Origin of the sequence: Halobacillus dabanensis, assembly GCF_900114165.1 — a bacterium.
GTDB lineage: Bacteria > Bacillota > Bacilli > Bacillales > Halobacillaceae > Halobacillus > Halobacillus dabanensis.
The window spans coordinates 210702-237391 of the sequence record NZ_FOSB01000001.1 but is presented as its reverse complement, the minus strand read 5'-3'; the positions used below and the strand labels follow the sequence as shown (position 1 = coordinate 237391).

24 protein-coding genes, 1 other RNA gene, 1 pseudogene and 2 other annotated features are annotated in these 26690 nt (G+C 41.2%); of the genes and pseudogenes, 3 read left to right on the top strand and 23 right to left on the bottom strand.

What is annotated here, in order from left to right:
- Nucleotides 1-24: 24 nt before the first annotated feature.
- From BMZ58_RS01145 to BMZ58_RS01055, 20 genes are all read right to left on the bottom strand, one after another.
- Complete coding sequence (locus tag BMZ58_RS01145; protein WP_075034724.1) at nucleotides 25-237, bottom strand: YrhC family protein; 213 nt, start codon at nucleotides 235-237, stop codon at nucleotides 25-27.
- Nucleotides 238-305: 68 nt separating this feature from the next.
- Nucleotides 306-995 (bottom strand): 5'-methylthioadenosine/S-adenosylhomocysteine nucleosidase, encoded by a 690-nt coding sequence (mtnN, locus tag BMZ58_RS01140; RefSeq protein ID WP_075034723.1) that lies wholly within the window; start codon nucleotides 993-995, stop codon nucleotides 306-308.
- Nucleotides 996-1009: 14 nt separating this feature from the next.
- Nucleotides 1010-1702, bottom strand: coding sequence for a YrrS family protein (locus BMZ58_RS01135; protein WP_075034722.1), 693 nt, complete (start codon nucleotides 1700-1702; stop codon nucleotides 1010-1012).
- 324 nt (nucleotides 1703-2026) lie between these two features.
- On the bottom strand, nucleotides 2027-2503 hold the full coding sequence (gene greA / locus BMZ58_RS01130; protein ID WP_075034721.1) for a transcription elongation factor GreA: 477 nt from the start codon (nucleotides 2501-2503) through the stop codon (nucleotides 2027-2029).
- 161 nt (nucleotides 2504-2664) lie between these two features.
- Complete coding sequence (gene udk / locus BMZ58_RS01125) at nucleotides 2665-3318, bottom strand: uridine kinase (protein ID WP_075034720.1); 654 nt, start codon at nucleotides 3316-3318, stop codon at nucleotides 2665-2667.
- Nucleotides 3319-3375: 57 nt separating this feature from the next.
- Nucleotides 3376-4005 (bottom strand): O-methyltransferase, encoded by a 630-nt coding sequence (locus BMZ58_RS01120; RefSeq protein WP_075034719.1) that lies wholly within the window; start codon nucleotides 4003-4005, stop codon nucleotides 3376-3378.
- 108 nt (nucleotides 4006-4113) lie between these two features.
- Nucleotides 4114-5238 (bottom strand): endolytic transglycosylase MltG, encoded by a 1125-nt coding sequence (gene mltG, locus BMZ58_RS01115; RefSeq protein WP_075034718.1) that lies wholly within the window; start codon nucleotides 5236-5238, stop codon nucleotides 4114-4116.
- 859 nt (nucleotides 5239-6097) lie between these two features.
- Nucleotides 6098-6382 (bottom strand): DUF1292 domain-containing protein, encoded by a 285-nt coding sequence (locus tag BMZ58_RS01110; RefSeq protein WP_075034717.1) that lies wholly within the window; start codon nucleotides 6380-6382, stop codon nucleotides 6098-6100.
- Between the two features lie 14 nt (nucleotides 6383-6396).
- Nucleotides 6397-6813, bottom strand: a complete 417-nt coding sequence (gene ruvX / locus BMZ58_RS01105) for a Holliday junction resolvase RuvX (protein ID WP_075034716.1) — start codon at nucleotides 6811-6813, stop codon at nucleotides 6397-6399.
- On the bottom strand, nucleotides 6810-7082 hold the full coding sequence (locus tag BMZ58_RS01100) for an IreB family regulatory phosphoprotein (protein WP_075034715.1): 273 nt from the start codon (nucleotides 7080-7082) through the stop codon (nucleotides 6810-6812). The genes ruvX and BMZ58_RS01100 overlap by 4 nt, the downstream gene beginning before the upstream one ends.
- A 64-nt stretch (nucleotides 7083-7146) precedes the next feature.
- Nucleotides 7147-9783, bottom strand: a complete 2637-nt coding sequence (alaS, locus tag BMZ58_RS01095; RefSeq protein ID WP_075034714.1) for an alanine--tRNA ligase — start codon at nucleotides 9781-9783, stop codon at nucleotides 7147-7149.
- Nucleotides 9784-9901: 118 nt separating this feature from the next.
- Nucleotides 9902-10113: a binding site (T-box leader), on the bottom strand.
- Between the two features lie 45 nt (nucleotides 10114-10158).
- Nucleotides 10159-11226: an AI-2E family transporter gene (locus tag BMZ58_RS01090; RefSeq protein WP_075034713.1), complete on the bottom strand. Its 1068-nt coding sequence runs from the start codon at nucleotides 11224-11226 to the stop codon at nucleotides 10159-10161.
- A gap of 6 nt (nucleotides 11227-11232) precedes the next feature.
- Complete coding sequence (locus tag BMZ58_RS20910; RefSeq protein WP_167360000.1) at nucleotides 11233-11409, bottom strand: hypothetical protein; 177 nt, start codon at nucleotides 11407-11409, stop codon at nucleotides 11233-11235.
- A 55-nt stretch (nucleotides 11410-11464) separates the two neighbouring features.
- Nucleotides 11465-12277, bottom strand: coding sequence for a TIM barrel protein (locus tag BMZ58_RS01085; protein WP_075034712.1), 813 nt, complete (start codon nucleotides 12275-12277; stop codon nucleotides 11465-11467).
- 11 nt (nucleotides 12278-12288) lie between these two features.
- Nucleotides 12289-14616, bottom strand: coding sequence for an SF1B family DNA helicase RecD2 (gene recD2 / locus BMZ58_RS01080; RefSeq protein WP_075034711.1), 2328 nt, complete (start codon nucleotides 14614-14616; stop codon nucleotides 12289-12291).
- Nucleotides 14617-14632: 16 nt separating this feature from the next.
- Nucleotides 14633-15292: a tetratricopeptide repeat protein gene (locus BMZ58_RS01075; protein ID WP_075034710.1), complete on the bottom strand. Its 660-nt coding sequence runs from the start codon at nucleotides 15290-15292 to the stop codon at nucleotides 14633-14635.
- Between the two features lie 192 nt (nucleotides 15293-15484).
- Complete coding sequence (gene mnmA / locus BMZ58_RS01070; protein ID WP_075034709.1) at nucleotides 15485-16597, bottom strand: tRNA 2-thiouridine(34) synthase MnmA; 1113 nt, start codon at nucleotides 16595-16597, stop codon at nucleotides 15485-15487.
- Between the two features lie 20 nt (nucleotides 16598-16617).
- Nucleotides 16618-17757 (bottom strand): cysteine desulfurase family protein, encoded by a 1140-nt coding sequence (locus tag BMZ58_RS01065; RefSeq protein WP_075034708.1) that lies wholly within the window; start codon nucleotides 17755-17757, stop codon nucleotides 16618-16620.
- A gap of 18 nt (nucleotides 17758-17775) precedes the next feature.
- The gene (gene cymR / locus BMZ58_RS01060) at nucleotides 17776-18195 is read right to left on the bottom strand and encodes a cysteine metabolism transcriptional regulator CymR (RefSeq protein ID WP_075034707.1); all 420 of its coding nucleotides are present in this window, start codon (nucleotides 18193-18195) and stop codon (nucleotides 17776-17778) included.
- Nucleotides 18149-18832 carry a YczE/YyaS/YitT family protein gene (locus tag BMZ58_RS01055; RefSeq protein ID WP_075034706.1) on the bottom strand — a complete coding sequence of 228 codons (684 nt, stop codon included), beginning with the start codon at nucleotides 18830-18832 and terminating at the stop codon, nucleotides 18149-18151. The genes cymR and BMZ58_RS01055 overlap by 47 nt, the downstream gene beginning before the upstream one ends.
- A 119-nt stretch (nucleotides 18833-18951) precedes the next feature.
- Between BMZ58_RS01055 and BMZ58_RS01050 the strand changes: the two are divergent.
- Together BMZ58_RS01050 and BMZ58_RS01045 are read left to right on the top strand one after the other, a co-directional pair.
- A pseudogene (locus tag BMZ58_RS01050) lies at nucleotides 18952-20228 on the top strand (replication-associated recombination protein A).
- An 84-nt stretch (nucleotides 20229-20312) separates the two neighbouring features.
- Nucleotides 20313-20969 (top strand): RsfA family transcriptional regulator, encoded by a 657-nt coding sequence (locus BMZ58_RS01045; RefSeq protein ID WP_075034705.1) that lies wholly within the window; start codon nucleotides 20313-20315, stop codon nucleotides 20967-20969.
- A gap of 390 nt (nucleotides 20970-21359) precedes the next feature.
- On the opposite strand, the gene ssrS is transcribed toward BMZ58_RS01045, so the two are convergent.
- The 3 genes from ssrS to hisS all read right to left on the bottom strand — a co-directional run bounded on the left by ssrS (nucleotide 21360) and on the right by hisS (nucleotide 24681).
- A non-coding RNA gene (gene ssrS, locus BMZ58_RS01040) (6S RNA) lies at nucleotides 21360-21552 on the bottom strand.
- A gap of 65 nt (nucleotides 21553-21617) precedes the next feature.
- Nucleotides 21618-23399 carry an aspartate--tRNA ligase gene (gene aspS / locus BMZ58_RS01035; protein ID WP_075034704.1) on the bottom strand — a complete coding sequence of 594 codons (1782 nt, stop codon included), beginning with the start codon at nucleotides 23397-23399 and terminating at the stop codon, nucleotides 21618-21620.
- A gap of 1 nt (nucleotide 23400) precedes the next feature.
- A complete protein-coding gene (hisS, locus tag BMZ58_RS01030; RefSeq protein ID WP_075034703.1) occupies nucleotides 23401-24681 on the bottom strand; it encodes a histidine--tRNA ligase in 1281 nt (426 codons plus the stop codon).
- A 69-nt stretch (nucleotides 24682-24750) separates the two neighbouring features.
- Nucleotides 24751-24964, bottom strand: a binding site (T-box leader).
- A 158-nt stretch (nucleotides 24965-25122) separates the two neighbouring features.
- Between hisS and BMZ58_RS01025 the strand changes: the two genes are divergently transcribed.
- Complete coding sequence (locus BMZ58_RS01025; RefSeq protein ID WP_075034702.1) at nucleotides 25123-26646, top strand: N-acetylmuramoyl-L-alanine amidase family protein; 1524 nt, start codon at nucleotides 25123-25125, stop codon at nucleotides 26644-26646.
- The last annotated feature ends 44 nt before the right edge of the window (nucleotides 26647-26690 follow it).

Sequence of the window (26690 nt, the reverse complement as noted above, 5' to 3'; positions counted from 1 at the left end):
CTGGATCATTTATTCTTCTATTATTTATCGATTCCATTTTCTGATTTTCAAAGTCATAATGAAGGCTGTTAGTAGAAACACACCAAGAATCGGATATAAATATAAATATGCCTTTGTTCCGTATTCAAATATACTGATCAATGTTCCAGCATAAAGATAACAGCTAATGATTAATAGAGTGGAGACAAATCTACGATAATCTCTGATTTTTTCTTTTAGCCAATCGGAAGTTTCCATACAGCTCCCCCCCTGCCTTATGCTATATTACCATAGCATAAGGACTGTGTCGGTGGGAATATTTGGTACTAAAAATTTCTGACCATTTCGATAATCATGTTAGCAGCATTTTCTGCTGCCTTCGGTAAGAACTGGTCAAATGAAATGGATGATTCTTTACCTGCAATATCTGATAATGCACGGATTACTACAAAGGGTGTTCCATATTTAAAACAAACTTGTGCTATAGCAGCTGCTTCCATTTCTGCTGCTATCATTTCCGGAAATTTTCCTCTTACAAAATCCACCTTTGTTTCTTCTTGCATGAAGGAATCACCTGTTGCTATGATCCCTTTGGATGCCTTTGCATCTGTCTTTTTAACAGCGTCCATTGCTTTTTCGATCAATTGAGGATCAGCTGCATACATGGCAGGCATTCCAGGTACTTGACCATACGCATACTTAAATGCTGTAACATCGACATCATGATGGGTGACAAGAGAAGATATCACCACATCTCCCACTTCAAGTTCCTTAGCAAAGCCCCCGGCAGATCCAGTATTGATGACTGCATTAATATCGAACTGTTCATGAAGGATCGTCGTCGACATAGCAGCATTAACTTTCCCAATACCTGACTTTAGCAAAACTACTTTTTGTCCATACAGCATTCCTTCGACAAAAAGACTTCCCGCTACTTCCCTCTCCGTAGTCGCATCCATATTAGATTTTAGTAATTCTACTTCTTCATCCATTGCTCCGATAATCCCTATTGCCATTTCTAATTCATCTCCTAGCCATTATAATCATTTAATACTTCTAATTTCACAGGTTTATATCCTTGTCCATCAACCCAATTCACATGGACCCTCAAATATCCTGTTTTATTTTTGTCAGAAACCACGCTTATTGCTTTTTGAGGACCACCCCGGTTCTCAACAGTCCAATAGATAATATTGTCCTCAGACAAGCCCACAGCACTTCTGATCGCCTGTTGTAATTCTTTATAATCTTGAGAGCCTGATTGATAGGTTATACTATGTTCCGCATTTGTTTCCATTTCTGTAGGAATCACAGGCCAATCTTTAGTAATAACCCTCTCAACGTTAGGATCGTCACTCTTTTGTATTTTAAGCCCTTCTTCATCTTCTATCGGCTTCAATTCATCAAAGTCTTCGATTGAAACTTGATGCTTGTCAGACTGTTCCTCTTGTTCTTTTTCCGCATCTTTTCCATCAGCTGCTTCTGAATCACTCTTTTTATCTTTGTTATCCTGTGTTTCGTCTTCATTTTGATGAGTTTCGGTCTCTACTTCCTCTGCTTCTTGTGCTTTCCCTGTCTGTTCATCATCACCGAAAACCCATAAAGAAATAAATAACACCATGAAAACACTGCCGGCCCCGACAAGCCAAGTCAACCACTTGGTGCTTCGTCTCTTCTTTTCAAATCGACTTGAACGAGATTGGGGGGATTTTTTGTTTGACATGATTTTTTCCTCCTTTTGACTCGCCGTATATTATACATCATGTTAATGCACTTACCAATGCTTTCTTAGACCTATCTCATTTCCCAATCCCATAAAAGCTCCCTATTCTTGGAGACTCAGTTTCGAGAGTTTAGTGGGAGTTTAAGTGCTACGGGAAAAAGGTTCGTCCAGTTCCATCGCCCAGACACTCGCGTCATAAGCAGAACATCAAAGGAATAAAAATTGTTCTGCTTATGCCAGTCGTGTCTTCCGTAATACTGCCAGATTGTTGAACAATAGTTTAATGAACTAAAAAAGGCAGGGAGTGTCCCTGCCTTTTGAGTATTATTCTACTGTAATAATTTTAACATCAATTTCGCCGCCTGGTGTCGCCACTTTTACTTTGTCACCGACAACATGTCCAATTAAGCTTTGAGCCATCGGAGAATCGTTAGAAATTTTACCTTCAAAAGGATCTGCTTCTGCACTTCCCACAATCGTGTAAGTTTCTTCATCTCCATCAGGGAGTTCTTGGAAAGTAACCGATTTACCCATTGTAACGGTGTCTGGATTCTCATTGTCACTTTCAATAATGACAGCGTTTCGAATCATATTCTCTACTTGAGTAATGCGAGCTTCAACAAACGCCTGTTCATCTTTAGCTGCATCATATTCAGAGTTCTCAGAAAGGTCCCCGAAGCCTCGAGCGATTTTTATACGTTCAACCACTTCTTTACGTCTTTCTGTTTTCAGATGGTGCAATTCTTCTTCTAATTTTTGTTTACCTTCTTCTGTCATATAATAACTTTTCTCTTCTGCCATGGTCCGATTACACTCCTTTGTACAAGAAAAAATGAGATGCCCTTATATAGGAAATGAGCAGTACACCTGTACGCTCATTGTTGATGATTTACTATACTTTACCCGAGGACATACTGATTTAGAACTACTATTGAAAACTATGCCAGATTTTTGGTAGTATTTCAACTATTTTCTTTCGTCATGGATAGTCCTTTTTCGTGAAGGACTGTTTGTATCTTCGTAGCCATCAAATCAATCGCTACGTGGTTTTGACCACCTTCAGGAATAATGATGTCTGCATATCGTTTCGTTGGTTCCACAAATTGTAGATGCATAGGACGGACTACATTAATATATTGTTCGATAACAGAATCAAGCGAACGACCTCTTTCATTAATATCCCTCATCATCCGACGAATGATCCTAACATCAGCATCCGTGTCTACAAATACTTTAATGTCCATCAAGTCACGTAAACGTTCGTCTTCTAATACAAGAATCCCTTCCACGATAATAACTTCTTTCGGCTCGACGTGGATGGTTTCATCTGAACGAGTATGCATTTTATAATCATATACAGGTTTCTCAACAGGTTTCTGTTCAAGTAAATCTTTCAGATGTTCTATGAAAAGATCATTATCAAAAGCTAGAGGATGATCATAATTGGTCTGTAATCTCTCCTCAAAGGGGAGATCGCTTTGATCTTTATAATAATAGTCTTGTTCTAGCATTAATAAAGTTTTATCCGTGAAGCGCTGGATAATGGATCTTGTAACACTCGTTTTCCCGGACCCTGATCCCCCTGCTACTCCAATTACTACTGGTTTGTCACTCATGCTTCTAGGTGCTCCTTTCATCGTTCAGATCTAATCTATATAAACCTAATAAGTGCATTATTTCTTTTTCGTTATGGCAACCCCATCTCCAACCGGAACAATAGTTGTATGAAAATCAGGGTGCTGGACAAGCCATTCATTGAATGTGCGAATTTTACGGGCGATTTTAGCCATTCTTGGACTAGCATTAGAATCATCAGCTACAAACCCTTTAAATAAGACGTTATCGGATACAATCATACCTTTTTCCGTTAACATGGGAGCATAAAGATGGAAAAACTCTTCATATTTTCCCTTGGCTGCATCAATGAACAACAGATCGAAAGGTCCATCTTTTTCCACGACACCTGCAACCTCAAGGGCGTCACCTTGGATCGCATGTATTCTTTTCTCTGCGCCGAATTGATTTACATATTTTAAAGCATCCTCATAACGACTTTGATCCCGCTCCACCGTTGTTATTCTACACTCTGGAAAAGCTTCCAGCATGCGTAATGCAGAATAACCAATCGCTGTTCCAATTTCCAGAATGTTACGGGGTTCTTGGATTCTTATGAGTTGCATGAGAAAGTCTATCCCCAAGGGTTCCATAATGGGTACCTTTTGAGCTTTCGCATAGGATTCCATTTTACTGAACGCTGTGGAAGGCTCTGGAAGCAATGATTGTAAATAGTCTTCTTGCTTCATCAAATTTCATCCCTTCACAATATATATTTACATCTATTTTACAACCCCATTATTTTAACATAAAAAAAAGAAGAAATGCGAGTGATGGTCGCATTCCTTCTTAAAAACTTAGTTAATATGTTCTTCCTTCAATTGGTTGTGTTCTTCTAACGTTTCTGCATAGTAGATATTTCCGTCACCATCAGCAAGAAAGTACTTATAATCATTCTCACTCGGTTCTGCTGCTGCTTGCAATGAGTTTTCATTGAAATTGGAGATCGGTCCTATTGGTAAACCTTCAACGTAATACGTATTATAAGGAGATTCCACTTCTAAATCCTCATAAAGGACACGATCTTTGTGTTCTCCCAGTGCATACAAAACTGTGGGGTCCGTCTGAAGTGGCATATCATTTTCCAAACGATTTTGGAAAACACCGGAAATCTTCTGACGGCTTTCTGCTGTACGAGCCTCATTCTCTAGTAAGGAGGCCATCGTAACCAAATCATGGACATTTTCAATTCCGTTCAAATCTCCTAACTGATTGAAATATGGAAGTACAACTGCCTGTGTCTTATCCAGCATTTTCGTAATCAATTGTTCGATGGTCGGGTTTTCCACATACACATCATAAGTAGCTGCAAACAAATAACCTTCCAACGGATAACGTATCTCCTCAGCTAGGATATCTTCACCAAGTAACTGTGGATATTGGGACATAAGTTCCTGGACGTATTCCTCATCATTTATACGCTCCATGAACTCTTCGCTTGTAAAAGAAAATTCTTCTGAATAAATATCAGCAATCTGTTCCAAATGTCGGCCCTCAGGAACTGTGACGGTAAGAACAGGCTCTTTAACAAGTTTACCTGTCTTCAATGTTTCAATTATTTCGTTAATAGTCATTGAAGGTGTAAATTGGTAATTTCCGGCTTGAAAACCAGATTCATTTTTAAATTTGGTATAAAACCGAAATATTAAATCATTTTTTATAATATCATTCTCTTCTAATATTGATGCGATATTAGAAGTTGACGAGCCCATAGGGATCTCAACATTCTTTTGTTTGTTATTATCAGGATCGACTGGCTCCAATGCCGATTTCACATAAAAATAGCCGGTAACGCCCCCGATGACAAGCACAAGTACCAAAACGGTGAGAATAGTGGCAACAATTTTTCTCACTGTACTTGCTTCTTCTATTCTATTTTTCAGTCTTTTTTTGTATTGTTTTTTAAAGTCAGAGTTAGACAACGGACTTCCCCCTTCCATCCGGTACATTATACTATAAGATGAGAGAATCTTTCTACATATTCCCTCAATTTTCTACACAGATGCAATGTTATAGCTAATTTTTCCATATCTCTATCCCACAAAAACTCCCTATTCCTTAAGACTCACTTTCGAGACTTTAGGGGGAGTTTAGTGGCTGCGGGAAAAGGTTCGTCCAGTTTCATCGCCCAGGGTGATTCCACATTTGAACACTTTCCGTGGTGCGGGCGCTGAGCCTCCTCGAGCTAAAGCTCTGCGGGATCTCACCTGTCCCGCAGATCCCACTTAAACCATTTAAGATTAAATCTTATTTTGGAATCTTAAACCATACGAGTGCTATCCAGCTCCAGTGCCTAGCGGCTAGTGAGACTTCCCTCGCTTCTGTACGATAAGTCAACATCGAATCGCTATGCTCCTCGTGTTTCCTTTATCTCCTCCAGCTCTAGCCTAGTTCCGGTGTCTAGCCTCTCGAGGTCTTAGGCCTCACAGGAAGCGGGGTCGTTCGGTGTTGCAACAGGACGTTGCGAACTTAACCGAACTTCTTTACTACTCATTTCAGGAAGAAGAACACTCCCTGTAATGATTGTTCTTAAGCTTGTCGAGGCTCACCAAGACACCTCCACATTTGAATGTCCAGTCCATACGCCGCTAATCAAGGTGAAGTGACCGAGGAGGCTTGCCGTCTTCCCCACGGAAAGCGACTTATCCCCCACCGATCCTTATTCCCAATAAAAGTCTCGAAATCGAGTCTTCCAGAATACTGCCATTTAATTCAATAAGGGCTTGGATGTGGGTGCATTAAAGTTAAAAAAGGCTGCAGCGTATGGCTGCAGCCTCTTTATTATGTCAAATCTTCGTCTGTCAATGTGTTGAGCATTTCCTCAACCATTTCCCACTCGTCATCTGATTCAATTTGGAACAGCGCCAGGTCATCTTCTTCATTACCTTTTTCTTCATAGCGGAAGGCGAACACTTCAACTTCTTCCCCTTCCTTTTGCTCAGCAGGAATCACAGCAATGTAAGAATGCCCCGTTTGTTCCACATCAAACGTGAACAAAACCTCAAATAAATGCTCTTCTCCGTTTTCATCCGGAATAATGATACGTTCTTCTTTTTCTAATGCCATATGTGACATCCTCCTTATTGTTTCGAATCCAAGTAACCCTGTAAAATCATTACAGCAGCCATTTTATCGATTACTTTTTTCCGCTTCTTTCTACTGATATCTGCATCAAGTAAGACTCGCTCAGCTGCCATCGTAGTTAAGCGTTCATCCCACAGGTGTGTTGTAAGATGAAATTCTTCTTCGAGCCATGCGGCGAACTTCTGGCTGGCTTCTCCACGGGGGCCTACCGTTCCGTTCATGTTTTTTGGAAATCCGACTACTGCTTCCGAAACATCGTGATCACGGATGACTTCTTTTAAAGGATTTTTAGCTGTCTCGTAATCCTGCTCGTCCCAGCGCAGTGTCGTCAACCCTTGAGCAGTCCAGCCAAAGGCATCAGAAATTGCAATGCCTATCGTTTTTTCGCCGACGTCTAAACCTATTTTTTTCATTCAATGCCCTCTTTATTCTCTTTGATGTAAAATTTGACCAGTTCTTCAATCAGTTCATCCCGTTCAATTTTCCGAATCAAGTTTCTGGCATCCTGATGACGAGGAATATACGCAGGGTCACCTGAAAGCAAATATCCGACAATTTGGTTAATCGGATTGTACCCTTTCTCTTGTAATGCTCCGTATACAGATAGCAATACGGATTGGACATCTTGATCGAATGGCTCCTCTGAGAAGTTGAACCTCATCGTTTTATCCATTGAACTCATTACAGTCACCTCGCACTTTATTAGTATTTACTCCATTATATACCTAATCAGCCGCTAGGAAAAATCAGGAGTTTCGGCTCGCATATTCTTTCGCGTATTGTAGTGCATCGGGAATTTTGGAAGCGTCTTTACCACCGGCCTGAGCCATGTCAGGACGGCCTCCTCCTCCGCCACCACAACGAGTAGCTGCTTCTTTTATTAAATTCCCTGCATGATATCCTTCTTCTACTAGATCTTTCGAAACTCCTGCAATTAGCTGTACCTTCTCTCCATTTGGAGCTGCTAACAGGATAATGCCGGATTCTAATTTCTGTTTTAAATCATCCACCATCGTCCTTAGTGCATTCATATCCTTCACCTCAACTTGTTTCGCCAGGACTTTTACGCCGTTAACTTCCTCAATATCGTCCAGGATATTAGAAGCTGCCATATTTGAAACCTTCGCATTAAGAGATTCGTTTTCTTTTTGAAGATCTTTCATTTCTTTATGAAGAATTTCAATACGCTCAGGGACTTGTTCCGGTTTCGTCTTCAACAATTCACCGGCCTTCTTAAGCAATGTTTCTTTGCTATTCATATATAGATAAGCATCTTTAGCTGTTACAGCCTCGATCCTTCTTGTTCCTGCGCCTATGCCTGTTTCCGATACAATTTTAAATAATCCGATTTCAGCAGTGTTCAGCACATGACACCCTCCACAAAGCTCGAGACTATAATCACCGACTTGTACGACTCTTACAGTGTCTCCATACTTTTCACCGAATAAAGCCATAGCACCTTTTTCTTTTGCTTCTTCAATGGAGCTATGTTCGATAGTCACTGGAATTGATTGCCATACTTTTTCATTAACGATCGATTCAATGCGTTCTAACTCTTCACTCGTAACAGATCCAAAATGGGAGAAGTCAAATCGCAATCGATCTGGTGCTACTAATGAACCTGCTTGATTAACGTGATCTCCAATTACATCTTTTAATGCTTGATGAAGTAGGTGTGTTGCTGTATGGTTTTTCACGATAAAGGAGCGTCCACCTTTATCGACTTTCGCTTGGACGGATGCTCCTTTTTCGATGGAGCCTTGTTTTACGATCACTTCATGCATATGTTGACCATTCGGTGCTTTTTGAACATTAGTAACCTCTAATGTAGCAGTTTCTGATTCAATAACACCTCGGTCAGCCACCTGTCCACCACTTTCCGCATAATACGGTGTTTCCTTTAAGAAGAGGTAGATCGTGTCTCCTTCTTCTGCAAAACCACTGAATTCTTTCCCTTTAATCATCTCGACTATTTCTGTTTCCACTGTTAGCTGATCATAACCAACAAACACACTTTCTACATAAACATCCCCGAGCACTCCATCTTGTACTTGCATGGAATCCGTTTTCTGACGGGCACTACGGGCACGTTCCCGTTGTTTTTCCATTTCATTTTTGAAGCCTTCCTCATCAATCGTGAAACCTGCTTCCGCTACATATTCTTCGGTTAATTCTTTTGGGAATCCGTACGTATCGTATAGGCGGAAAACTTCTGTACCTGGGAAAACATTGCTACCTTTTTCCGTTTCTTGCTTTATGATGGTAGAAAGGATTTGCAGTCCATCATTCAATGTTTCATGGAAGCGCTCTTCTTCTGTTTGGATGACATTTTGAATAAATTCTTCTTTTCTCTTCACTTCCGGATAAAACTCGTCCATGATCTTAGAGACTTCAGGAACTAGTTTATACATGAATGGTTCGTCGATACCAATTTGTTTGGCAAAACGGATAGCTCTGCGTAACAAACGTCTTAGTACATAGCCACGTCCTTCATTAGAAGGCAGTGCCCCATCACTGACAGCAAAAGTAACAGTTCTCATATGGTCTGCGATTACTTTAAAGGAAGAGTCATTCTCCAAAGTTTCCCCATAACTCTTTCCTGAAAGCTTTTCTGTTGCTTCAATGATTGGTTTGAATAAATCTGTTTCAAAGTTGGTTTCCGTTTCTTGAATGACACAGACGATTCGTTCTAAGCCCATCCCTGTATCGATGTTTTTCTTAGGAAGCGGAGTATACGTATCATCCGGGTTATGGTTAAACTGAGAGAATACGAGGTTCCATATTTCCAAATAGCGTTCATTCTCCCCGCCAGGATATAATTCAGGATCTTTCGGATCGTTTCCGAATTTCTCTCCACGATCATAGAAAATTTCTGTATTCGGTCCACTTGGTCCTTCCCCAATATCCCAGAAATTTTCTTCGATACGAATAATACGTTCTTCATTAAGTCCGATTTTATCTTTCCAAATTTGGAACGCTTCATCATCTTCAGGGTGCACCGTTACAGATAGTCTTTCGGGATCAAAGCCAATCCATTCATCACTCGTTAAGAACTCCCAAGCCCATTCCATCGCTTCTTCTTTGAAATAATCTCCGATAGAAAAGTTCCCTAACATCTCGAAGAACGTGTGGTGGCGAGCGGTAAAACCTACGTTTTCGATATCATTTGTCCGAATTGATTTTTGAGCGTTGACGATTCGTGGATTTTCTGGAATGACGCGTCCATCAAAGTATTTTTTTAGTGTTGCTACACCACTGTTAATCCATAATAGAGTAGGGTCCTCCTGTGGGACTAGAGATGCACTAGGTTCCACACTATGCCCCTTTTCTTTGAAAAAATCGAGAAACATTTGGCGCACATCTGCAGATGTTAATGATTTCATTTAAAAAACCTCCTTGTTATATCTGATGTTAGAGACCACGACTGGACGAAGGAGTATGAGAGGCATTTTCAACGGCTTCCTATAAAAAGAAAAAACTCCCGTCGCTGCCTGTTAAATCGGCAGGGACGGGAGTTCGATTCCGCGGTACCACCCTGGTTATAGACATCAATGTCTATCAGCTCGAATGCCTCTAACGTGGCATAACCCCGGCGGTAATTAACCGCACTCCAGAATAGCGTTCAGCAATTTACATGGGATGTGCTTTTCAGCCACGAACACATCTCTCTGACCATGAATGAATTGCTTACTCGTTTCCTTCATCATGTTTCTTCGTCCTAAAAGTCTTTGCTATGCGTAATTATAGATAACTGTCCATCATCTGTCAATATTAAGCCTTCCTGTTCGAATTTCTGAGATAATTACTTTCAAACAGGTCAACACGGGAACTGCAAGAATTAAACCAGGTATACCAGCAACTTCTCCTCCGACAAGTAGAGCGAATATGATGAACAGAGGGTGAATGTGAATACTTCTTCCCATTATATAAGGGGACAGAAGGTTTCCTTCCACTAACTGTATGATTAATATAGCAATCAGTGTGAAAATTAGTGTGTTCACATTCACAGATAAAGCAACCACCACCGCCGGCACCGCACCCAGCAGTGGCCCGAAATAAGGTATAATATTCGTCAGTCCTGCAATTAAGCCCAGAACCAGAGGATAAGGGAGATCAATAACCCAGAACCCCAATGTGGCTAGAACACCTACAAAAAGGCTAATTATCAGCTGTCCTCTAATATACCCTCCTAATGAACGGTTCAACTCTTTAACAAGGCGTCTCGCTTCTTCATGCCACGTTTTCGGCATGAGACTCAAGGCAGTATTCCCGATACTTTTATAATCTTTAAGAAAATAAAAGGTCATGACAGGTACTACAGCGAGCAGAATGATCATATTGAATAATCCTGTGAGCCCTGCGAACATCGCCATCACTTTGGCACTGATCCAATCTTCAAATTGAGCGAATCTGTCGTCCATTTTATGATGAAGGCCGTCTGGGAGTCTTTCCGTTTGCGCATATAACTTTTTCATCCAGCTTTGATAAGACTCGACTATGTGCGGTAAATGGTCATCCAATAACTTTAATTGATCGAGTAACCTTGGAATTCCTTTATATATCCCTAAGCCGCACAAAGAAAACACAAGAACGAAAATGATTAATAAACTCCAGATTCTTGAAAGCCCGACCTCTTCCAGCGCATGGACAAGTGGATGCAATAATAGAGAGAGAACAAGGGCGAGCAGAAACGGCAGGATTACTTTGCCCGCAATAACCAAGACATGATCATAATATGGGAATAACCATGCTAATAATAAAAGGGAAAGTAAGATGATAAAAAAGATGGTGAATCTTCGCAACCATTTAGAGGAGCGATCATTCATTTAAGATCATGATCCTTGCTGATAGAATATATCATTCAGTGAACTCAAACTACCATCTTCCTCTATTTGATTGATATTCATTTTTCCATCTTCTATCGTTAACTCAAGGCAACAGTTCCAGCAGTAGTATTGTTCATTACCGATTTTACCAAGATTTTTGTAGTTACAGTTCGGACATCTCATCAGACATACTCCTTTTTTTACCAAATAGTATGTCCTTGAAAATGAGATTCATACATTACATGACTTGTTCATTTACCCACTTCATTCCTTCATCTATGAGCTCTTTAGTAGGTTTGGTGTGTGGTGTGTACTCATGTATAAAGTATTTGTCCCTTCCTTTTGCCAGTAATTCTATGCAGAGACCCATGTCATAAGCTGTTCCTTGTTCTTCAAAATCAGGGTGGATGGGCGTCCAAATATACCCTGATTCTGTAAACCGGACATTGTGCATATGCACGACTTTTGTAAATGGGAGAAGCGGTTCCATATATACTCTCCAATTGTTTTCCGCTGCAATCATATAATCACCAAGATCGATACAAATGCCGAGACCATATTTATCCCATACATTCATAGGAAATTCATACAAATACTGAATCCCAGCTGAAGACTGGTTCTGGCCGAGTTTCGGTTCACATATGATAGGCACACCATAAGTCTCTTGCAAGTTATGTAAAAACTGAAGCCCCTCCTCTATTTGTCTATGCGGAGTCTTCGCTTCCCCTTTAAAGTATGGAAAATGAACAAGAACATAGGAAGCCCCTGCTTCAGCCGCTTCTTGTACTTCACCTATAAATAATTTCCTTGCAAGAGATGGTTGCATTTTTACTTTTTCAATAAGATCATATTTGCTGTTCTCTCTGAAATGTGGGACATGAATCCCAAAACTCACCTTATTTTCTGCAGCTAAATTCAAAAAGCAGAGATAGGAATCCCTGTCTTCAAACTCTCCTATTTCCACATGGGGCAGTCTTTTGTCGAATAGTTCTGGAAGACGATCACGATTGGACATGATTGTACTACCAGACATCCCAATTGAATGTGCCAAAACATTACCTCCTACATAAAATCGTATGGGGACAATTGGTCTTCCTCTTCTTCTGTGTCCACTTCAGAGGGTGTGTCTTCTTTCAGCTTTTCTTTTAAACGTGTGTATCTTGTATTTGTATCGGTAGCACTCACACCGTCAAGGAAAGCTTCTCGATCTCCGCATATGATGAGTGACTGTTTGGATCTTGTTATGGCGGTATAAAGTAAATTTTTTCTCAACATCCTTCGATAACTGCGCACAACAGGCAAGATTACGATAGAAAATTCACTTCCTTGTGACTTATGAATGGATGTGCAATAAGCATGCATAATGCTATTCAAATCCTTTTTTGGATAGACGACTTCTTTACCGTCAAAATCAACGACGACTTGCTCTACCCCATCCACATTCTCTTCTGCACGAAAAATGGCAACAATCTCACCTATATCTCCATTATATACGCCGTCCTCCGGCTGATTAACGAGTTGAATGACTTTATCGCCTTTTCTGTATGTTACTTCGTAAAACTTTAAATCACGCTTTTGTCTATGTTTGGGGTTGATCGTTTGTTGGATACTTTCATTCAGTTTATGGATGCCTACATCCGTTCGATACATAGGCGCCAGCACCTGAATATCCCTTAAATCATTTCCTTTTTCCATGGCCTTTTGAACGATGTTCGTTACCAACTCACTGAGTTGGTGTTCTCTAGCGGCTATGAAACTGAAATCATGATCCTTACCCAGAGAGTTTGCCGTACATGCATCATTTTTAATCTCATGAGCAAGCTGGATAATCTTTGAGCCTTCTTTCTGACGGTAAACTTCTGTCAATTTAACAGAGGGTAATTGTTGTGAAGCTAATAGATCAGCGAGAACCTGTCCCGGACCTACGGAAGGAAGTTGATCCTCATCGCCTACAAGGAGTACTTGCATATCGTCAGGGATGGCTCTGAACAATTGGTTAGCAAGCCATATATCAACCATCGAAAATTCATCAACAATTAACACTTTACCATCTAGAGGATTGTTTTGATTCCGTTCGAAAGAGTTATGACCATCCCAGCCAAGCAGTCGGTGAATCGTACTTGCAGGCATGCCAGTAGATTCGGTCATTCTTTTCGCAGCCCTGCCTGTTGGAGCAGCTAAAATGAAGGGAAATGGTTTGTCGCTATCATAGTCATCAGGATCGATCGATACCTCATTCAACTCGGCATACGTATGAATAATCCCTTTGATGACCGTCGTCTTACCTGTCCCCGGGCCACCTGTCAAAATCATAAGTTTCGAGTGCAAGGCTTTTTCAATAGCGTTGAATTGATCCTCCCCGTAACTTATCGCCTCTTCTTCTTCCATATCCCCTATGATTTTCATTAAATCTGCCTGTGTATGCTCCACGTCAATATCCTGCTCCAGAATTCGGTCTATATGACTGCAAAATCCGTTTTCTGCAAAGTAAAGGGATGGAAGGTAAACTCTGTCATCTTCTATATAAACAAATCGCTCTTCCCCGAGATGAATGATCTGTTCCGAAAGCTTCTCAAAAGTGATGGCAGGGTCCACCCCATTGTTTAATAGTTGTTCCACTTGAACCAAGCACTCTTCTGTCGGTAAATAGACATGTCCGGAACTCATACTTTTTTGCAACATATACAAACAAGCCGCTCGTATTCGTGTCGGGTGATCATGGGAAAGGTTTTGCATTCTTGCCATTTCATCGGCCCTATGAAACCCAAAACCTTCTACATGAAAGACAAGTTGATAGGGGTCTTCCTCAATGATAGAAAGGGTTTGATCCTGAAAAGCTTGATAAATCTTTTGAGCTAATTTCAAACCGAATCCATATTGAGACAGATGGATCATGACATGTTCAAAGCCTTGATGTTCCTTCAACGCTTGATAGAGTTGTTCCGCTTTTTCCTTCGGGAGTTTAGGGATACCATCGAGCACCTCAGGATTTTCTAGTATTCGAGAAATTGTCTGTTCCCCAAGTTCATCGACGATACGCTCTGCCGTCTTTTTGCCAATCCCATGAAAAAGGTCACTAGAAAGGTATAGAACGATTCCGTCTTTCGTTTCCGGCAAAACTCGGTTGTACATCTCCACCTCATATTGCAACCCGAATTTTTTATGGTTTTTGAACTCCCCATGAAAAATATAGGTCTCCCCCTCCTCGAGCGGCGAGAAATGCCCTTTGATGACTAAGTCCTTTTCATTGAACTCTTCATTTGTATCTTTCACTTTAATAGAAGCAATCGAAAAGTGTTCTGCTTCATTATGAAAAATCATCCGACCTAATTCACCTTTGACATAAGGGCGTTCTTCCATTGTTTCATTAAAGAGCGATTGTTGAGTCATGACCACCGTTCTCCTTTTACTCGTTTAAGGCTTGTTCCACTTGCCCTTTAGCATGAGCCGCTAACATATGTTCCGGATTAACTTCCAACGCCTTAGTAAAATGGTCCAAAGCTTTCTTCGCATTTTCTTTATGCAAAGCTACTACTCCAAGATTATAATGCGCATCGCTATGTTGTTCCTCTAATTGTAGCACATGGTTCATCACCTGTTCAGCCTGTTCAATCTGGCCATTTTGGGCAAGGCATAGGCCGTACTGGAATTGAATGTCAACATCTTTCGGGCTCAACTCTGACGCTCTAAGTAAATACGGAAGTGCCAGTTTAACGTACTCTTGATGAATGAACGTCATCCCTAGCATGAAGTGGACATCTGCCTCATCCAGACCTTTTTTAATAGCAAGAAGAAATTGCTCTTGAGCCTTTGTATATTTTTCTTGTTCATAATAAACGTTTCCTAACCCGTAGTATGCAGTACCAGCTTCTTCATCAATTTCGAGGGCTCTTGTGAAAAAACGTTCCGCACGCTCATAGTCGTTCATATGTGTTAACAGGTTTCCGAAGTTGATATAACCTACCGGGTTTTTAGGTTCTTCATCAATCGCTTCTGTGAAGAGTTTTGCTGCTTCTTCATAATTATGGTTTTGCATTTGCTCAATACCTTGTTTTAATTTATCCATGTGAACCTCCCTCTCTATTTCTACTCATTTCATTTTCGATTTTATATTATTCCTTCAAAAAAAGGGTTAATGCTCTGGAAACAGAACCGCCTCATTTCCCAGAGCACTTTTAACATTACAATCTGGAAGCAAGTTAAAGAAAACCACTCACAAAAAAGTCATGTCCTTTGTTAGCGGACATGACTTTTTTGACTATCCGACGTACGTGACGGCTTCGTTCTCTTTTAGTACAATGTCAATCGTCGCTCCACCAAGACAAACTTCACCGTCATAAAATACGACCGCTTGTCCTGGTGTGATCGCCCTTTCTTGTTCATGGAACACGACTTGAAAACGTCCATCTTCCATTGGATGAACCGTTACCCCGCTATCTTCCTGACGATAACGGAATTTCGCAGTACAATCGAAGGACTCTACAGGAGCCTCCCCTTTTGTCCAATTTGCTTCTGATGCAATCAATCCTTCTGAGTAAAGCGCATCATGATGGAAACCTTGACCGACATAAAGGACATTATCTTCGACATTTTTTCCGACAACAAACCAAGGATCTCCTGCGCCGCCAATTCCGAGACCCTGGCGCTGGCCAAGGGTATAATACATCAAACCATCATGCTTCCCTTTAACTTCACCATCCAGTGTCTCCATATTACCAGGTTGTGCAGGCAAGTATTCGCTTAAAAATTCCTTAAAATTCCGCTCTCCAATAAAGCAAATTCCCGTTGAATCTTTTTTCTTCGCTGTAGCAAGGCCATGTTCTTCCGCAATAGCACGTACTTCCTTCTTCTCCAAATGACCAAGAGGAAACATAACCTTTGAAAGAACTTCTTGTGACAATTGGTTCAAGAAGTATGTCTGGTCTTTGTTGTGATCGACACCTCTAAGCATTTCATATGTTCCATCATTTTCGCGTACTTGTGCATAATGCCCAGTGGCCAGGTAGTCGGCTCCAAGGGACATCGCATAATCCATGAAAGCTTTGAACTTGATTTCTTTATTACACATCACATCAGGGTTCGGTGTTCTTCCTTTTTTATATTCATCGAGAAAGTAAGTGAATACTTTATCCCAGTATTGCTTTTCGAAATTCACCGCGTAATATGGAATATCCAATTGATTACATACACGAATGACATCTTCATAATCTTCAGTTGCTGTACAGACGCCATTCTCATCTGTATCATCCCAATTTTTCATAAAAATACCCACAACATCATAGCCCTGTTCTTTAAGAAGAAGGGCGGCGACGGATGAATCTACACCACCACTCATCCCGATAACTACACGTGTATCTTTGGGTTCTTTCATTATATTTCACCTTCCTTTGTTCAAGTCAACCGCTTAATAATCTGACTGACTCTTCTTGCTGCTTCTATTATATCTTCTTCATTATTTGCAAGGCCGAAACTGAATCGGATAGAATTCGTGGTTTTCGGATGCCCTGTCCCATACATAGCTGTCAACACATGGGATGGTTCTACAGAGCCTGCAGTACAGGCACTGCCACTCGATGCAGCAATACCTGACAGGTCAAAATTCGTCAGGAGAGTTTCCACATTCAAGCCCGGGAAGCTAATATTCACAATCGACTCGACCGTTTCCTCACCTAATCCATTCACCTCAAAAACAACCTCTTCCTCTTTCAAAGTCTTCAAAAACAGTTGCTTATAATGAAGGTAGGTTTCTTTATAATTCATGCGCTCAGACTCGATTATCTCAACCGCAGTCTGCAAACCTTTAACCCCTGGAATGTTCTCTGTACCTGCCCGTCTTTTCCTTTCCTGTTCCCCGCCATATTGCAACGATTCGAGTACAGTTCCTTCGCGGACATACAAAAAGCCGATCCCTTTCGGACCATTGATCTTGTGACCAGATACAGCCATAAGATCTACACCAAGGGTGGAAACGTCGATATTCACCAATCCATATGCCTGTACAATGTCAGAATGAAAATAGGCTTGATGATCTTGAAGAAGTTCGGCTATCCCACTAATGGGTTGTACGGATCCAATCTCATTATTGACCATCATAATTGATACAAGGATCGTATCTTCTCGTAAGGCTTCTTTAACATCTGCTACTTTTACAAGGCCATTCTCATCTACAGGTAAATAAGTGACCTCAAAACCCTGAGATTCCAAGTATTCAACTGCATGTAATGTAGCATGATGCTCAATAGAAGTGGTAATGATATGCTTACCTTTCTTTTCGTTCGCACGGGCTGTACCAATAATAGCCAGGTTATCGGCTTCTGTACCTCCACTCGTAAACACGATTTCTTTTTCATTGGCCCCAAGGCCCGTGGCAATCCTTCGCCGCCCTTCATCCAGGATACGGCGTGCTTTTCTACCAAACTGATGCACGCTAGAAGGATTCCCAAACACATCTTTATAAACAGGCATCATATCTTCCACCACTTTCTGATGAACGGGCGAGGTGGCTGCATGGTCCAGATAGATTGATTTCATCTTTACACCCCCAATGATTTAAATATAGAACATATAAGCATCTTGCGTTTGGTCATCGACATGATCTTTTAAATCCTCGAGCGTGGTTGTATCCAGGACATCTTTGACAGCATCTCGAACTCTTTTCCACAACGCTTGTTTTGCCGGTTCTTCATCTTCTATTCCTTCCACAGGTGTGATAGGTCCTTCCAGTACTCGGATAACATCACCAGCAGTAATATCATGCGGTGCTTTGGTCAACATATAGCCCCCATAAGCCCCACGCACACTTTTAACAAGGCTGGCATTCCTTAAGGGAGCAATTAACTGTTCAAGATAGTGCTCAGACAATTCGTTATCCCGAGCAATTTGTTTTAAGGAAATCGGTCCGTCTCCATATTTTCTCGCAAGTTCAATCATGATGGTTAGCCCGTAACGGCCTTTGGTAGATATTTTCATACATGTCACCCTTCATTATTAAAAACTGTAGCCAATTTTTCGCTTGAGGAAGCGTGTATCCAACGAATGTACCCAAAAATAAAGCAATGAATACAGTACCTAATCCTATTGGGCCTCCCAATGCGAATCCTAATACAGCTACGATCATCTCTATTCCATTTCTAACTGTCGACACTTTCCACCCCATAACGTCTGTGATCAATAACATTAGACTGTCACGTGGTCCAGCTCCGATTTCTGGAGCAACATAAATGCCAATTCCAAGCGCAATAACAAATGTTCCTATAATAAAAATGAATAATTGCATAAGCAATGTTTCAGGTTCTGGTAACAACCAGTTAAAAAAGTCAATAAATATGCCGATAAACACCATATTCAAAATCGTGCCTATTTGCGGCCATTTCTTTAGAATGACGGAACTAATCAATACAATCAATAACCCTGCAATAATCGACCATGTGCCAACTGTCAAACCTAGCTGCAGAAATAATCCATAATGGAAAACATCCCATGGGCCGATTCCAAAACTCTTCACTTGCATGGTCATCGATATTCCAAGTCCCAGGATGACTAGACCGATACAGAAAAAGCTCCAACGAAGGATCCCTTCGCGCTTTTTCATCAACATATTCCCCATCGTCATCCTCCTCTCTCTATTATACCAAACCGTATTATAGCATGAATGGCAAGTCCCTTGCATTTTCCCAAGAATCATTCTACGCTTACATTTATAACCTGTAAAAGGAGAATGAAACTATGAGTCAACAACCACTCGCATACCGCATGCGACCATCTAACATAGAAGAAATCATCGGTCAGACCCACCTTGTTGCAGAGGGAAAAACATTAAACCGGATGATAAAGGCTGAACGCTTGGCCTCCATGATTCTATTTGGCCCTCCTGGTACAGGAAAAACATCGATGGCGACAGCTCTTGCTAAAAGCCTGAAAATTCCACATAAAACGCTGAACGCTGTTACAGATAAAAAAAGGATATGGAAATCGCCGTGGAAGAAGCGAAAATGCACGGTCAACTAGTTTTGATTCTTGATGAAGTCCATCGTTTGGATAAAGCGAAACAAGACTTTCTATTACCCCACCTTGAAAGCAATCGATTGACCTTGATTGGGTGTACGACCAGCAACCCTTACCATTCCATCAATCCAGCGATTCGCAGCCGTTGCCACCTATTCGAACTATTTAGGCTTACTGCAGAAAACATCAAAGATGCTATATACCGAGCTATTCATGATAAAGAAAAAGGAATCGGGCACCTGGATATACAAGTTACTGAAGATGCTCTCGATCACTTCGCCCAATCTTCAAATGGGGATTTACGAGCAGCTTTGAACGGTTTAGAGTTAGCTGCTTTTTCAACTCCTTCCGATTCAAGCAGTACCATCCATATCACTTTGGAGGTTGCGGAAGAGTGTATGCAAAAGAAAAGTTTTACTCACGACAAAGACGGGGATGCCCATTACGATGTCCTTTCAGCCTTTCAAAAATCCATCCGGGGCAGCGATGTAAATGCGTCTCTTCATTATTTAGGACGTTTAATTGAAGCAGGTGATTTAGATAGTATTGCTAGAAGATTAGTAGTAATTGCATATGAAGACATCGGGCTTGCTAACCCTCAAGCAGGGCCGAGAGCCCTTACTGCGGTAGAAGCTGCTGAACGACTCGGGTTTCCAGAAGCTCGTATCCCGCTAGCTGTAGCAGTAACAGAACTCGCGCTTTCACCAAAATCCAACAGTGCATATAAAGCATTAGATGCTGCATTATCTGATATACGAAAGGGAAAAAGCGGAGATATCCCAGCTCATTTAAAAGATGCCCATTATAAAGGTGCGGAAGCTCTTGGCCGTGGGATAGACTACAAATACCCTCACAACTATGAAAATGCCTGGGTGAACCAACAGTACTTGCCTGACTCCATTAAATCCAAAGAATACTATGAGCCAAAACGGACTGGTAAATTCGAACAGGCTCTCGAGCAAGTGTATAGCAAAATCAATAAACAAAAGTCTACGTGAGTATATTTCCTCTCCTAGTTGGCTACACTACTACTAAATCTGACAAACTATCAGCTTAATGGATAAAGATTAGGAGTGGTGAATATGCCTAAAGTAAGACAAGATGCATGGTCTCATGAAGATGATTTATTATTAGCGGAAACGGTGTTACGGCACATCCGCGAAGGTAGTACCCAACTGAATGCTTTTGATGAAGTCGGTGACATTCTTAACCGTACTTCTGCAGCATGTGGATTCAGGTGGAATGCAGAAGTACGCCAAAAATATGAACAAGCCGTTGAATTAGCTAAAAAACAACGAAAAGAGAAAAAACGCAAAGAAGCGAAACAACAGCCGACCTACCAGAAACCTCATACCCCTGTAGCATACCAACGGGGAGAGGAGGAATTTTCACTGCCAGAACCAGTGACAGAAACAGCAATGCATCCTCATCATCAAAGCAAATCTGCAGAAATTCAATTAGAAGATGTCATTCATTATTTGAAAGGCCTTCAAAAAGAGTCCTCCTCTACAGGCTCTATGCAGAATCGCTTAAATGAACTAGAAAGTCAGAATAAAGAATTAATGGAACACAATAACCAATTAACAAGTCAACTCGAATCTATGACGGAAGATTACCAAGCTATGATTCAAATTATGGACAGAGCCAGGAAAATGGTCATGTTTGATGATTCCGAACATGCCTACAAACCACAATTCCGCATGGAGAAAAACGGCAACCTAGAAAACGTCGCCAGGTAAGATAGAAAAGCGCAGGCGCCCTGGGAGACACGAAACGCATAAGCAAAACGGGTGGAGGAAGGCGGTCTCCCCTTCCGCAAGACGGATTGCTTATGTCGCGAGTGTATGGGAGCTGAAACTGGACAATAGAAAGGCGCAGTCGCCTTGTTCACCCCCGACTAGCTTAAGCACACCATCGTCGTGACGTTCTATGTCACAGAGAGGATGGACTTAAGACCTTGAGGGGGGAGGCGCTGGAGCTGGACCAATAGAAAAGCGCAGGCGCCCTGCTTACCTCTGACATTCTTATGACAATATCTGAATGTAGAAACAAAACATAACAAAAGAAGGAGTTTCCCACTCATGGAAACTCCTTCTTTTGTTATGTACACTCATTTTTGAATAAAAAAAACCAATCCCAATTGTGCCGTCGTATCATGAGTTTTGAACCCGCTCTCGGCAGGTGGGTGCCCTGTTCCACACTTCTTGCGTCCTCCCATCAATGATGGTTATGAGGCGTGCATTCCGTATGGAAACACCAGGCTCCCGTTTCAAAAATGTTCGGTCAAAACGTACATTCGAACAACGTACACATCAGGATTGGTTTCTTTATTTTGTAATGTAATCTTAGCATATATATAAAAGCTAATCAACAATTAAACATAAGATTTACTCATCTGAGTCAGACTTACTAGTTAACTTCAACTGAAGATGAAGTTCATCCAATTGAGCTTCACTCACATCCCCCGGAGCATTTGTCATGGGATCCTGAGCAGAAGCCGTTTTAGGGAATAATATTGTGTCACGCAAATTCGTACGTCCTGCAAGAAGCATGACTAAACGGTCTAGTCCGAAGGCTATTCCTCCATGCGGGGGAGTACCATAGTCAAGAGCTTCAAGGAGAAATCCAAATTGATCATTCGCTTCTTCCTGACTGAATCCAAGCACTTCAAACATTTCCTGTTGCATTTCTTTCTGATAAATACGCAACGATCCTCCGCCTAGTTCATATCCATTCAAGACGATGTCATAAGCTTCGGCTTGAACATCTTTAGGGTTCTTCTTCAACTCTTCAAGATTCCCACCTGCAGGCATTGTGAATGGATGGTGAGCAGCATGATAACGACCTTCTTCCTCATCATATTCAAACAATGGCCAGTCTGTCACCCATAGGAAGTTAAACTTAGAATGATCGATAAGATCAAGACTACGTGCGAGTTTTTGACGTAAAGCACCTAGACTATCTTGAACGACAGAAGTTTTATCAGCAACAAATAATAGAAGATCTCCATCTTTTGCTCTTAATCTACGCATCAAGTTCACAGCTTCGTCTTCGGAAAAGAATTTAGAAATCGGACCGTTTAAAGTCCCCTCCTTCACTTTCAACCATGCTAAACCTTTTGCTCCGTAAATTTTCACATCTTCTGTCAGCTTATCAATATCTTTACGCGAAAAGTCATCCGCCTTGCCTTCTACATTTATGGCACTTACTTGACCGCCGGACGAAACGGCATTACTGAATACCTTGAAACCGGAACCCTTCACATCTTCCGAAATGTTGACAAGCTCTAAACCGAAACGGGTATCCGGTTTATCAGACCCAAACCTCTCCATCGCTTCATAATAAGGCATACGAAGGAATGGTGTTTCAATGTCTTGCCCTTTCACTTCTTTCATAACGCGTTTCATCATACGCTCTGTCATTGCCATGATTTCTTCTTTGGACATAAAGGATGTCTCGATATCCACCTGTGTGAATTCTGGTTGACGATCAGCACGCAAATCTTCATCACGGAAACAACGGGCGATTTGATAATACTTTTCAAAACCAGAAATCATCAATAGTTGTTTAAATAGCTGCGGAGATTGCGGCAAGGCGTAAAATTCACCTTCATGCACACGACTCGGTACTAAATAATCACGCGCCCCTTCTGGAGTACTTTTCGTAAGCATAGGTGTTTCCATGTCAAGAAATTCTTCCTCATTCAAGAAGTTCCGGATCGACTGTGTAGTTTTGTGTCGCAATTTGAAGGTCTCTTGCATCTCTTTCCTTCTTAAATCCAAGTAACGATACTTGAGTCGAAGATCCTCTGATACTTCTGATTGCTCTTCTATCATGAAAGGCGTTGTTTTTGCCTTATTTAAAATAGTGACATCTTCGGCTGCTACTTCGATTTCTCCTGTTCCTAAGTTCGGGTTGACTGTTTGTCCATCACGAGCGACCACATGCCCTTTAACCTCTAGTACATATTCACTTCTTACATTTTCAGCTGTCTTTAAGGCTTCCCCTGATGTTTCAGGGTTGAAAACAACTTGAACTACACCTGATCGGTCTCTTAGATCAATAAAAATGAGCCCTCCTAGATCACGGCGTTTTTGTACCCAGCCTTTTAACGTTACTTCCTGTTCTATATTGTCTTTTCGTAGTGATCCACATTTAATCCGTTCCATATTATTCCCCTCCTGTCAATTCTTCCTTCATATAATCGATAACCGAGTCCAATGCAACTTCTTTTTGATCACCCGTGGTCATATCTTTCACGTTGATTACACCATTTTCTAATTCTTGTTCTCCTAAGACAAGTACATACTTACTTCCAAGGCGGTCAGCTGCTTTAAATTGAGCTTTCATCTTTTTACCAAGGTAGTCTTTATCCACTTGAATTCCCGCTCGTCTTAACTCATCTGTAAGCTTGATAACAGCCCTTTCTGCTTGCTCTCCAAGCGCAACAATGAAACATTCCAAGCCTTCATCTACAGGGAGGACTACTCCTTCTGCCTCCAGCGCCATTAACAAGCGTTCAATACTCATTGCAAACCCGATTCCAGAAGTTTCAGGACCCCCTACCTCTTTCACCAAGCCTGTATAGCGACCTCCTCCACTTAACGTTGTGATCGCCCCAAAGCCTTCAGCCTCGCTCATAATTTCAAAAGCTGTATGATTATAATAGTCTAAACCCCTTACAAGATTGGGATCAATTTCATAATCAATTCCCATTACATCTAAGTACTGTTTGACGCGTTCAAAGTAATCTTTTGAGTAATCATTCAGGTACTCTAGAATAGAAGGTGCTGCTTCCATTGCCGGGTGGTCTCGATCTTTTTTACAATCAAGTACGCGAAGTGGGTTCTGATCCAACCGTATTTGGCAATCTGAACACAATTCTTCTCTATGCGGATCGAAGTGTTTAATTAACGCCTGCCTGTGAGCTTCCCGACTTTCCTGGTCCCCTAGGCTATTCAAAACTAGTTTCACCGACTGTAATCCAAGTTCCTTATAAGAATTCAGAGCCAATGAGAGTACCTCTGCATCAATTGCTGGGTCATCACTGCCAAGGGCTTCAATACCGAACTGGACAAATTGACGCATTCTTCCTTGTTGTGGACGTTCATAACGGAACATTGGTCCCATGTAATAATATTTGGTTGGCTGATTCGGCAAACCATAAACTTTGTTTTGTACATAAGAACGGACAACGGATGCTGTACCTTCTGGTCTTAGCGTCACACTTCTCCCTCCGCGATCTTCGAAAGTGTACATCTCTTTTTGAACGATATCTGTGCTATCCCCAACACCACGCTGAAAAAGTTCCGTGTGTTCAAAAATAGGGGTTCTGATTTCTTTATAATGATAACGACGACACAAGTCCGCTAATTGCTTTTCAACATACTGCCATTTTTCTGAGGTACCCGGTAAAATGTCCTGTGTACCACGTGGAGCATTGATATTCATTTATAGTTCCTCCTTGCGTAATAAACCATTTTTTCCCACAAAAAAATCCCGTCCCTTTTCCAATATTGGAAAAGGGACGGGACTAAACCCGCGTTGCCACCCTGATTGGAGCGATGCTCCCACTCAAAACAGTTAACGCCTGTGTACGTCTTCACCTACTTGTTTTCGATGAAGAACCTAAGAAATGTCTTTCACCAGTACATTACGATTGAATGCTTTCAGCCAACGGCATTCATTCTCTGTTCGCATGGATACTAGCTACTTTTTCCCTCAATGGTTTTGTTCGATTCAAATTAGAATTGATTATTATCATATAACCTTCTCTGTCATTATGTCAAGCTGCTTCATCCAAATAATTTATGAAAAATCATTCCCCCACTGAAGGACATAACTCCTCTTTGTCGAATAATGAAAGGAGAACTATTAGGAGGTGGAATATTTTTGAAGAAAGGATTACTTTTATTCATCTTAATTTTAGGAACTTTTGCTACATACCAAACAAACCTCGTAGCCGCCGAAGAGGCCATCATCCAGGTCGACAACCTGAATGTCCGTACAGGGCCGGGGACTACCTATGATCGGATAGGGAAAGTGAACACCAATGAAACCTATACGATATTGGAGGAAAAAGGTGACTGGCTGAAAATTCAACGGAACAGCACGGATGGCTGGGTAGCTAAATGGTTGACAAAAGTTAAAAAGGACAGAAATGTTGTTTCATCATCCCATTATTCTAAGTATGACTATTTGCGGATTCGTTCTGCTCCAGGGCTTGATGGAAAAGTAAGAGGTTATCTCATGAAAGACGATCAGGTAAAATCACAAGAAAGAAAAGGGAGATGGCTACGTATAGAAAAAGGAAAGGTCAAAGGATGGGTTCATGGCGACTACCTCTCTAAGAATGAGTCTCAATCTCCGATTTTGGAAAATAAAGAAGAGAAGAAGACTTCTGCTCAGGGGAAAATCAAAGTAGGTACAAGTGTTTTGAATGTTAGAAGCCAAAACTCTACTAAAGGGGAGATCATCAACCAAGTCCGCAAAGGCCAAATCTATGATTACATAGCTAAAAAAGGCAGCTGGTATGAAATTAACCTTGGCCAAGGTAAATATGGCTGGATAGCTGGTTGGCTCGTTAATGAAGTGGAAAACAACCAATCCTCTTCGTCCACTCCAAGTGATAGCCATAATAAAAATAAGCAAGAAACCTACGTATCATTAATTTACAATAGCACTAATTTAAGAAACGGTCCATCAACAAATCATAAAATCTTAGGACGAGGCCATAAAGGCGATCGTTTTGACGTTATTGATAAACAAGGCCAGTGGTACAAAATTTCTTACAAAGACAAAGAAGCTTATCTGGCAAGTTGGATTGTTAAGGAATTTAATGAAGAGTCCTCCCCAGCCACATCTCCATCAAATCATACCCTAAACGGGAAAACGATTTTGATTGATGCAGGACATGGGGGGAGGGACCCTGGCGCAGTCGGCAGAAGTGGCAGCTATGAAAAATCCCTCACGCTGGATACAGCCTTTCTTCTAAAAAAAGAATTAGAGAATAAAGGCGCAAAAGTTTTAATGACAAGGAAAGATGATACATATATATCTTTGTCTATACGTTCCTACCAATCTAAACGTTCTAATGCAGATGCATTCGTCAGTCTACATTACAACAGTGCACCATCCAACATCGTGGCGAATGGACTCAACAGTTACTACTATCATTCCAAAGATAAAACCTTAGCGACATCGATCCACAATTCTATGGTCAACCATACTGGATTGAAAGATCGTGGTACCAAAAAGGGAAATTTCCACGTAATCCGAGAAAACAATAAACCCGCTGTTCTTCTGGAGTTGGGGTTTATATCAGATGCCAGAGAAGAACAAACCCTTCTCACCTCATCTTACCAACAGAGAGTTAGTCAAGGGATTACTGATGGTTTGATTGATTATTTCAACTAAACATTATGAAAGCACGTTGAATATAACAAAAAACTGCCGGTGTG

Coding starts and splice junctions, on each gene's coding strand:
- greA (WP_075034721.1), bottom strand. CDS start 2,503: ATGGCAGAAGAGAAAAGTTATTATATGACAGAAGAAGGTAAACAAAAA.
- BMZ58_RS01145 (WP_075034724.1), bottom strand. CDS start 237: ATGGAAACTTCCGATTGGCTAAAAGAAAAAATCAGAGATTATCGTAGA.
- cymR (WP_075034707.1), bottom strand. CDS start 18,195: ATGAAAATATCTACCAAAGGCCGTTACGGGCTAACCATCATGATTGAA.
- BMZ58_RS01065 (WP_075034708.1), bottom strand. CDS start 17,757: ATGAAATCAATCTATCTGGACCATGCAGCCACCTCGCCCGTTCATCAG.
- udk (WP_075034720.1), bottom strand. CDS start 3,318: ATGAGTGACAAACCAGTAGTAATTGGAGTAGCAGGGGGATCAGGGTCC.
- BMZ58_RS01055 (WP_075034706.1), bottom strand. CDS start 18,832: ATGGGGAATATGTTGATGAAAAAGCGCGAAGGGATCCTTCGTTGGAGC.
- ruvX (WP_075034716.1), bottom strand. CDS start 6,813: ATGAAAAAAATAGGTTTAGACGTCGGCGAAAAAACGATAGGCATTGCA.
- hisS (WP_075034703.1), bottom strand. CDS start 24,681: ATGAATATCAATGCTCCACGTGGTACACAGGACATTTTACCGGGTACC.
- aspS (WP_075034704.1), bottom strand. CDS start 23,399: ATGGAACGGATTAAATGTGGATCACTACGAAAAGACAATATAGAACAG.
- BMZ58_RS20910 (WP_167360000.1), bottom strand. CDS start 11,409: ATGAGATGTCCGAACTGTAACTACAAAAATCTTGGTAAAATCGGTAAT.
- alaS (WP_075034714.1), bottom strand. CDS start 9,783: ATGAAATCATTAACATCTGCAGATGTGCGCCAAATGTTTCTCGATTTT.
- BMZ58_RS01100 (WP_075034715.1), bottom strand. CDS start 7,082: ATGAGTTCAATGGATAAAACGATGAGGTTCAACTTCTCAGAGGAGCCA.
- recD2 (WP_075034711.1), bottom strand. CDS start 14,616: ATGACTCAACAATCGCTCTTTAATGAAACAATGGAAGAACGCCCTTAT.
- BMZ58_RS01120 (WP_075034719.1), bottom strand. CDS start 4,005: ATGAAGCAAGAAGACTATTTACAATCATTGCTTCCAGAGCCTTCCACA.
- mtnN (WP_075034723.1), bottom strand. CDS start 995: ATGGCAATAGGGATTATCGGAGCAATGGATGAAGAAGTAGAATTACTA.
- BMZ58_RS01075 (WP_075034710.1), bottom strand. CDS start 15,292: ATGGATAAATTAAAACAAGGTATTGAGCAAATGCAAAACCATAATTAT.
- BMZ58_RS01110 (WP_075034717.1), bottom strand. CDS start 6,382: ATGGCATTAGAAAAAGAAGAACGTATCATTATTCCGGATGAAAACGGA.
- BMZ58_RS01045 (WP_075034705.1), top strand. CDS start 20,313: ATGCCTAAAGTAAGACAAGATGCATGGTCTCATGAAGATGATTTATTA.
- BMZ58_RS01090 (WP_075034713.1), bottom strand. CDS start 11,226: ATGAATGATCGCTCCTCTAAATGGTTGCGAAGATTCACCATCTTTTTT.
- BMZ58_RS01135 (WP_075034722.1), bottom strand. CDS start 1,702: ATGTCAAACAAAAAATCCCCCCAATCTCGTTCAAGTCGATTTGAAAAG.
- mnmA (WP_075034709.1), bottom strand. CDS start 16,597: ATGAAAGAACCCAAAGATACACGTGTAGTTATCGGGATGAGTGGTGGT.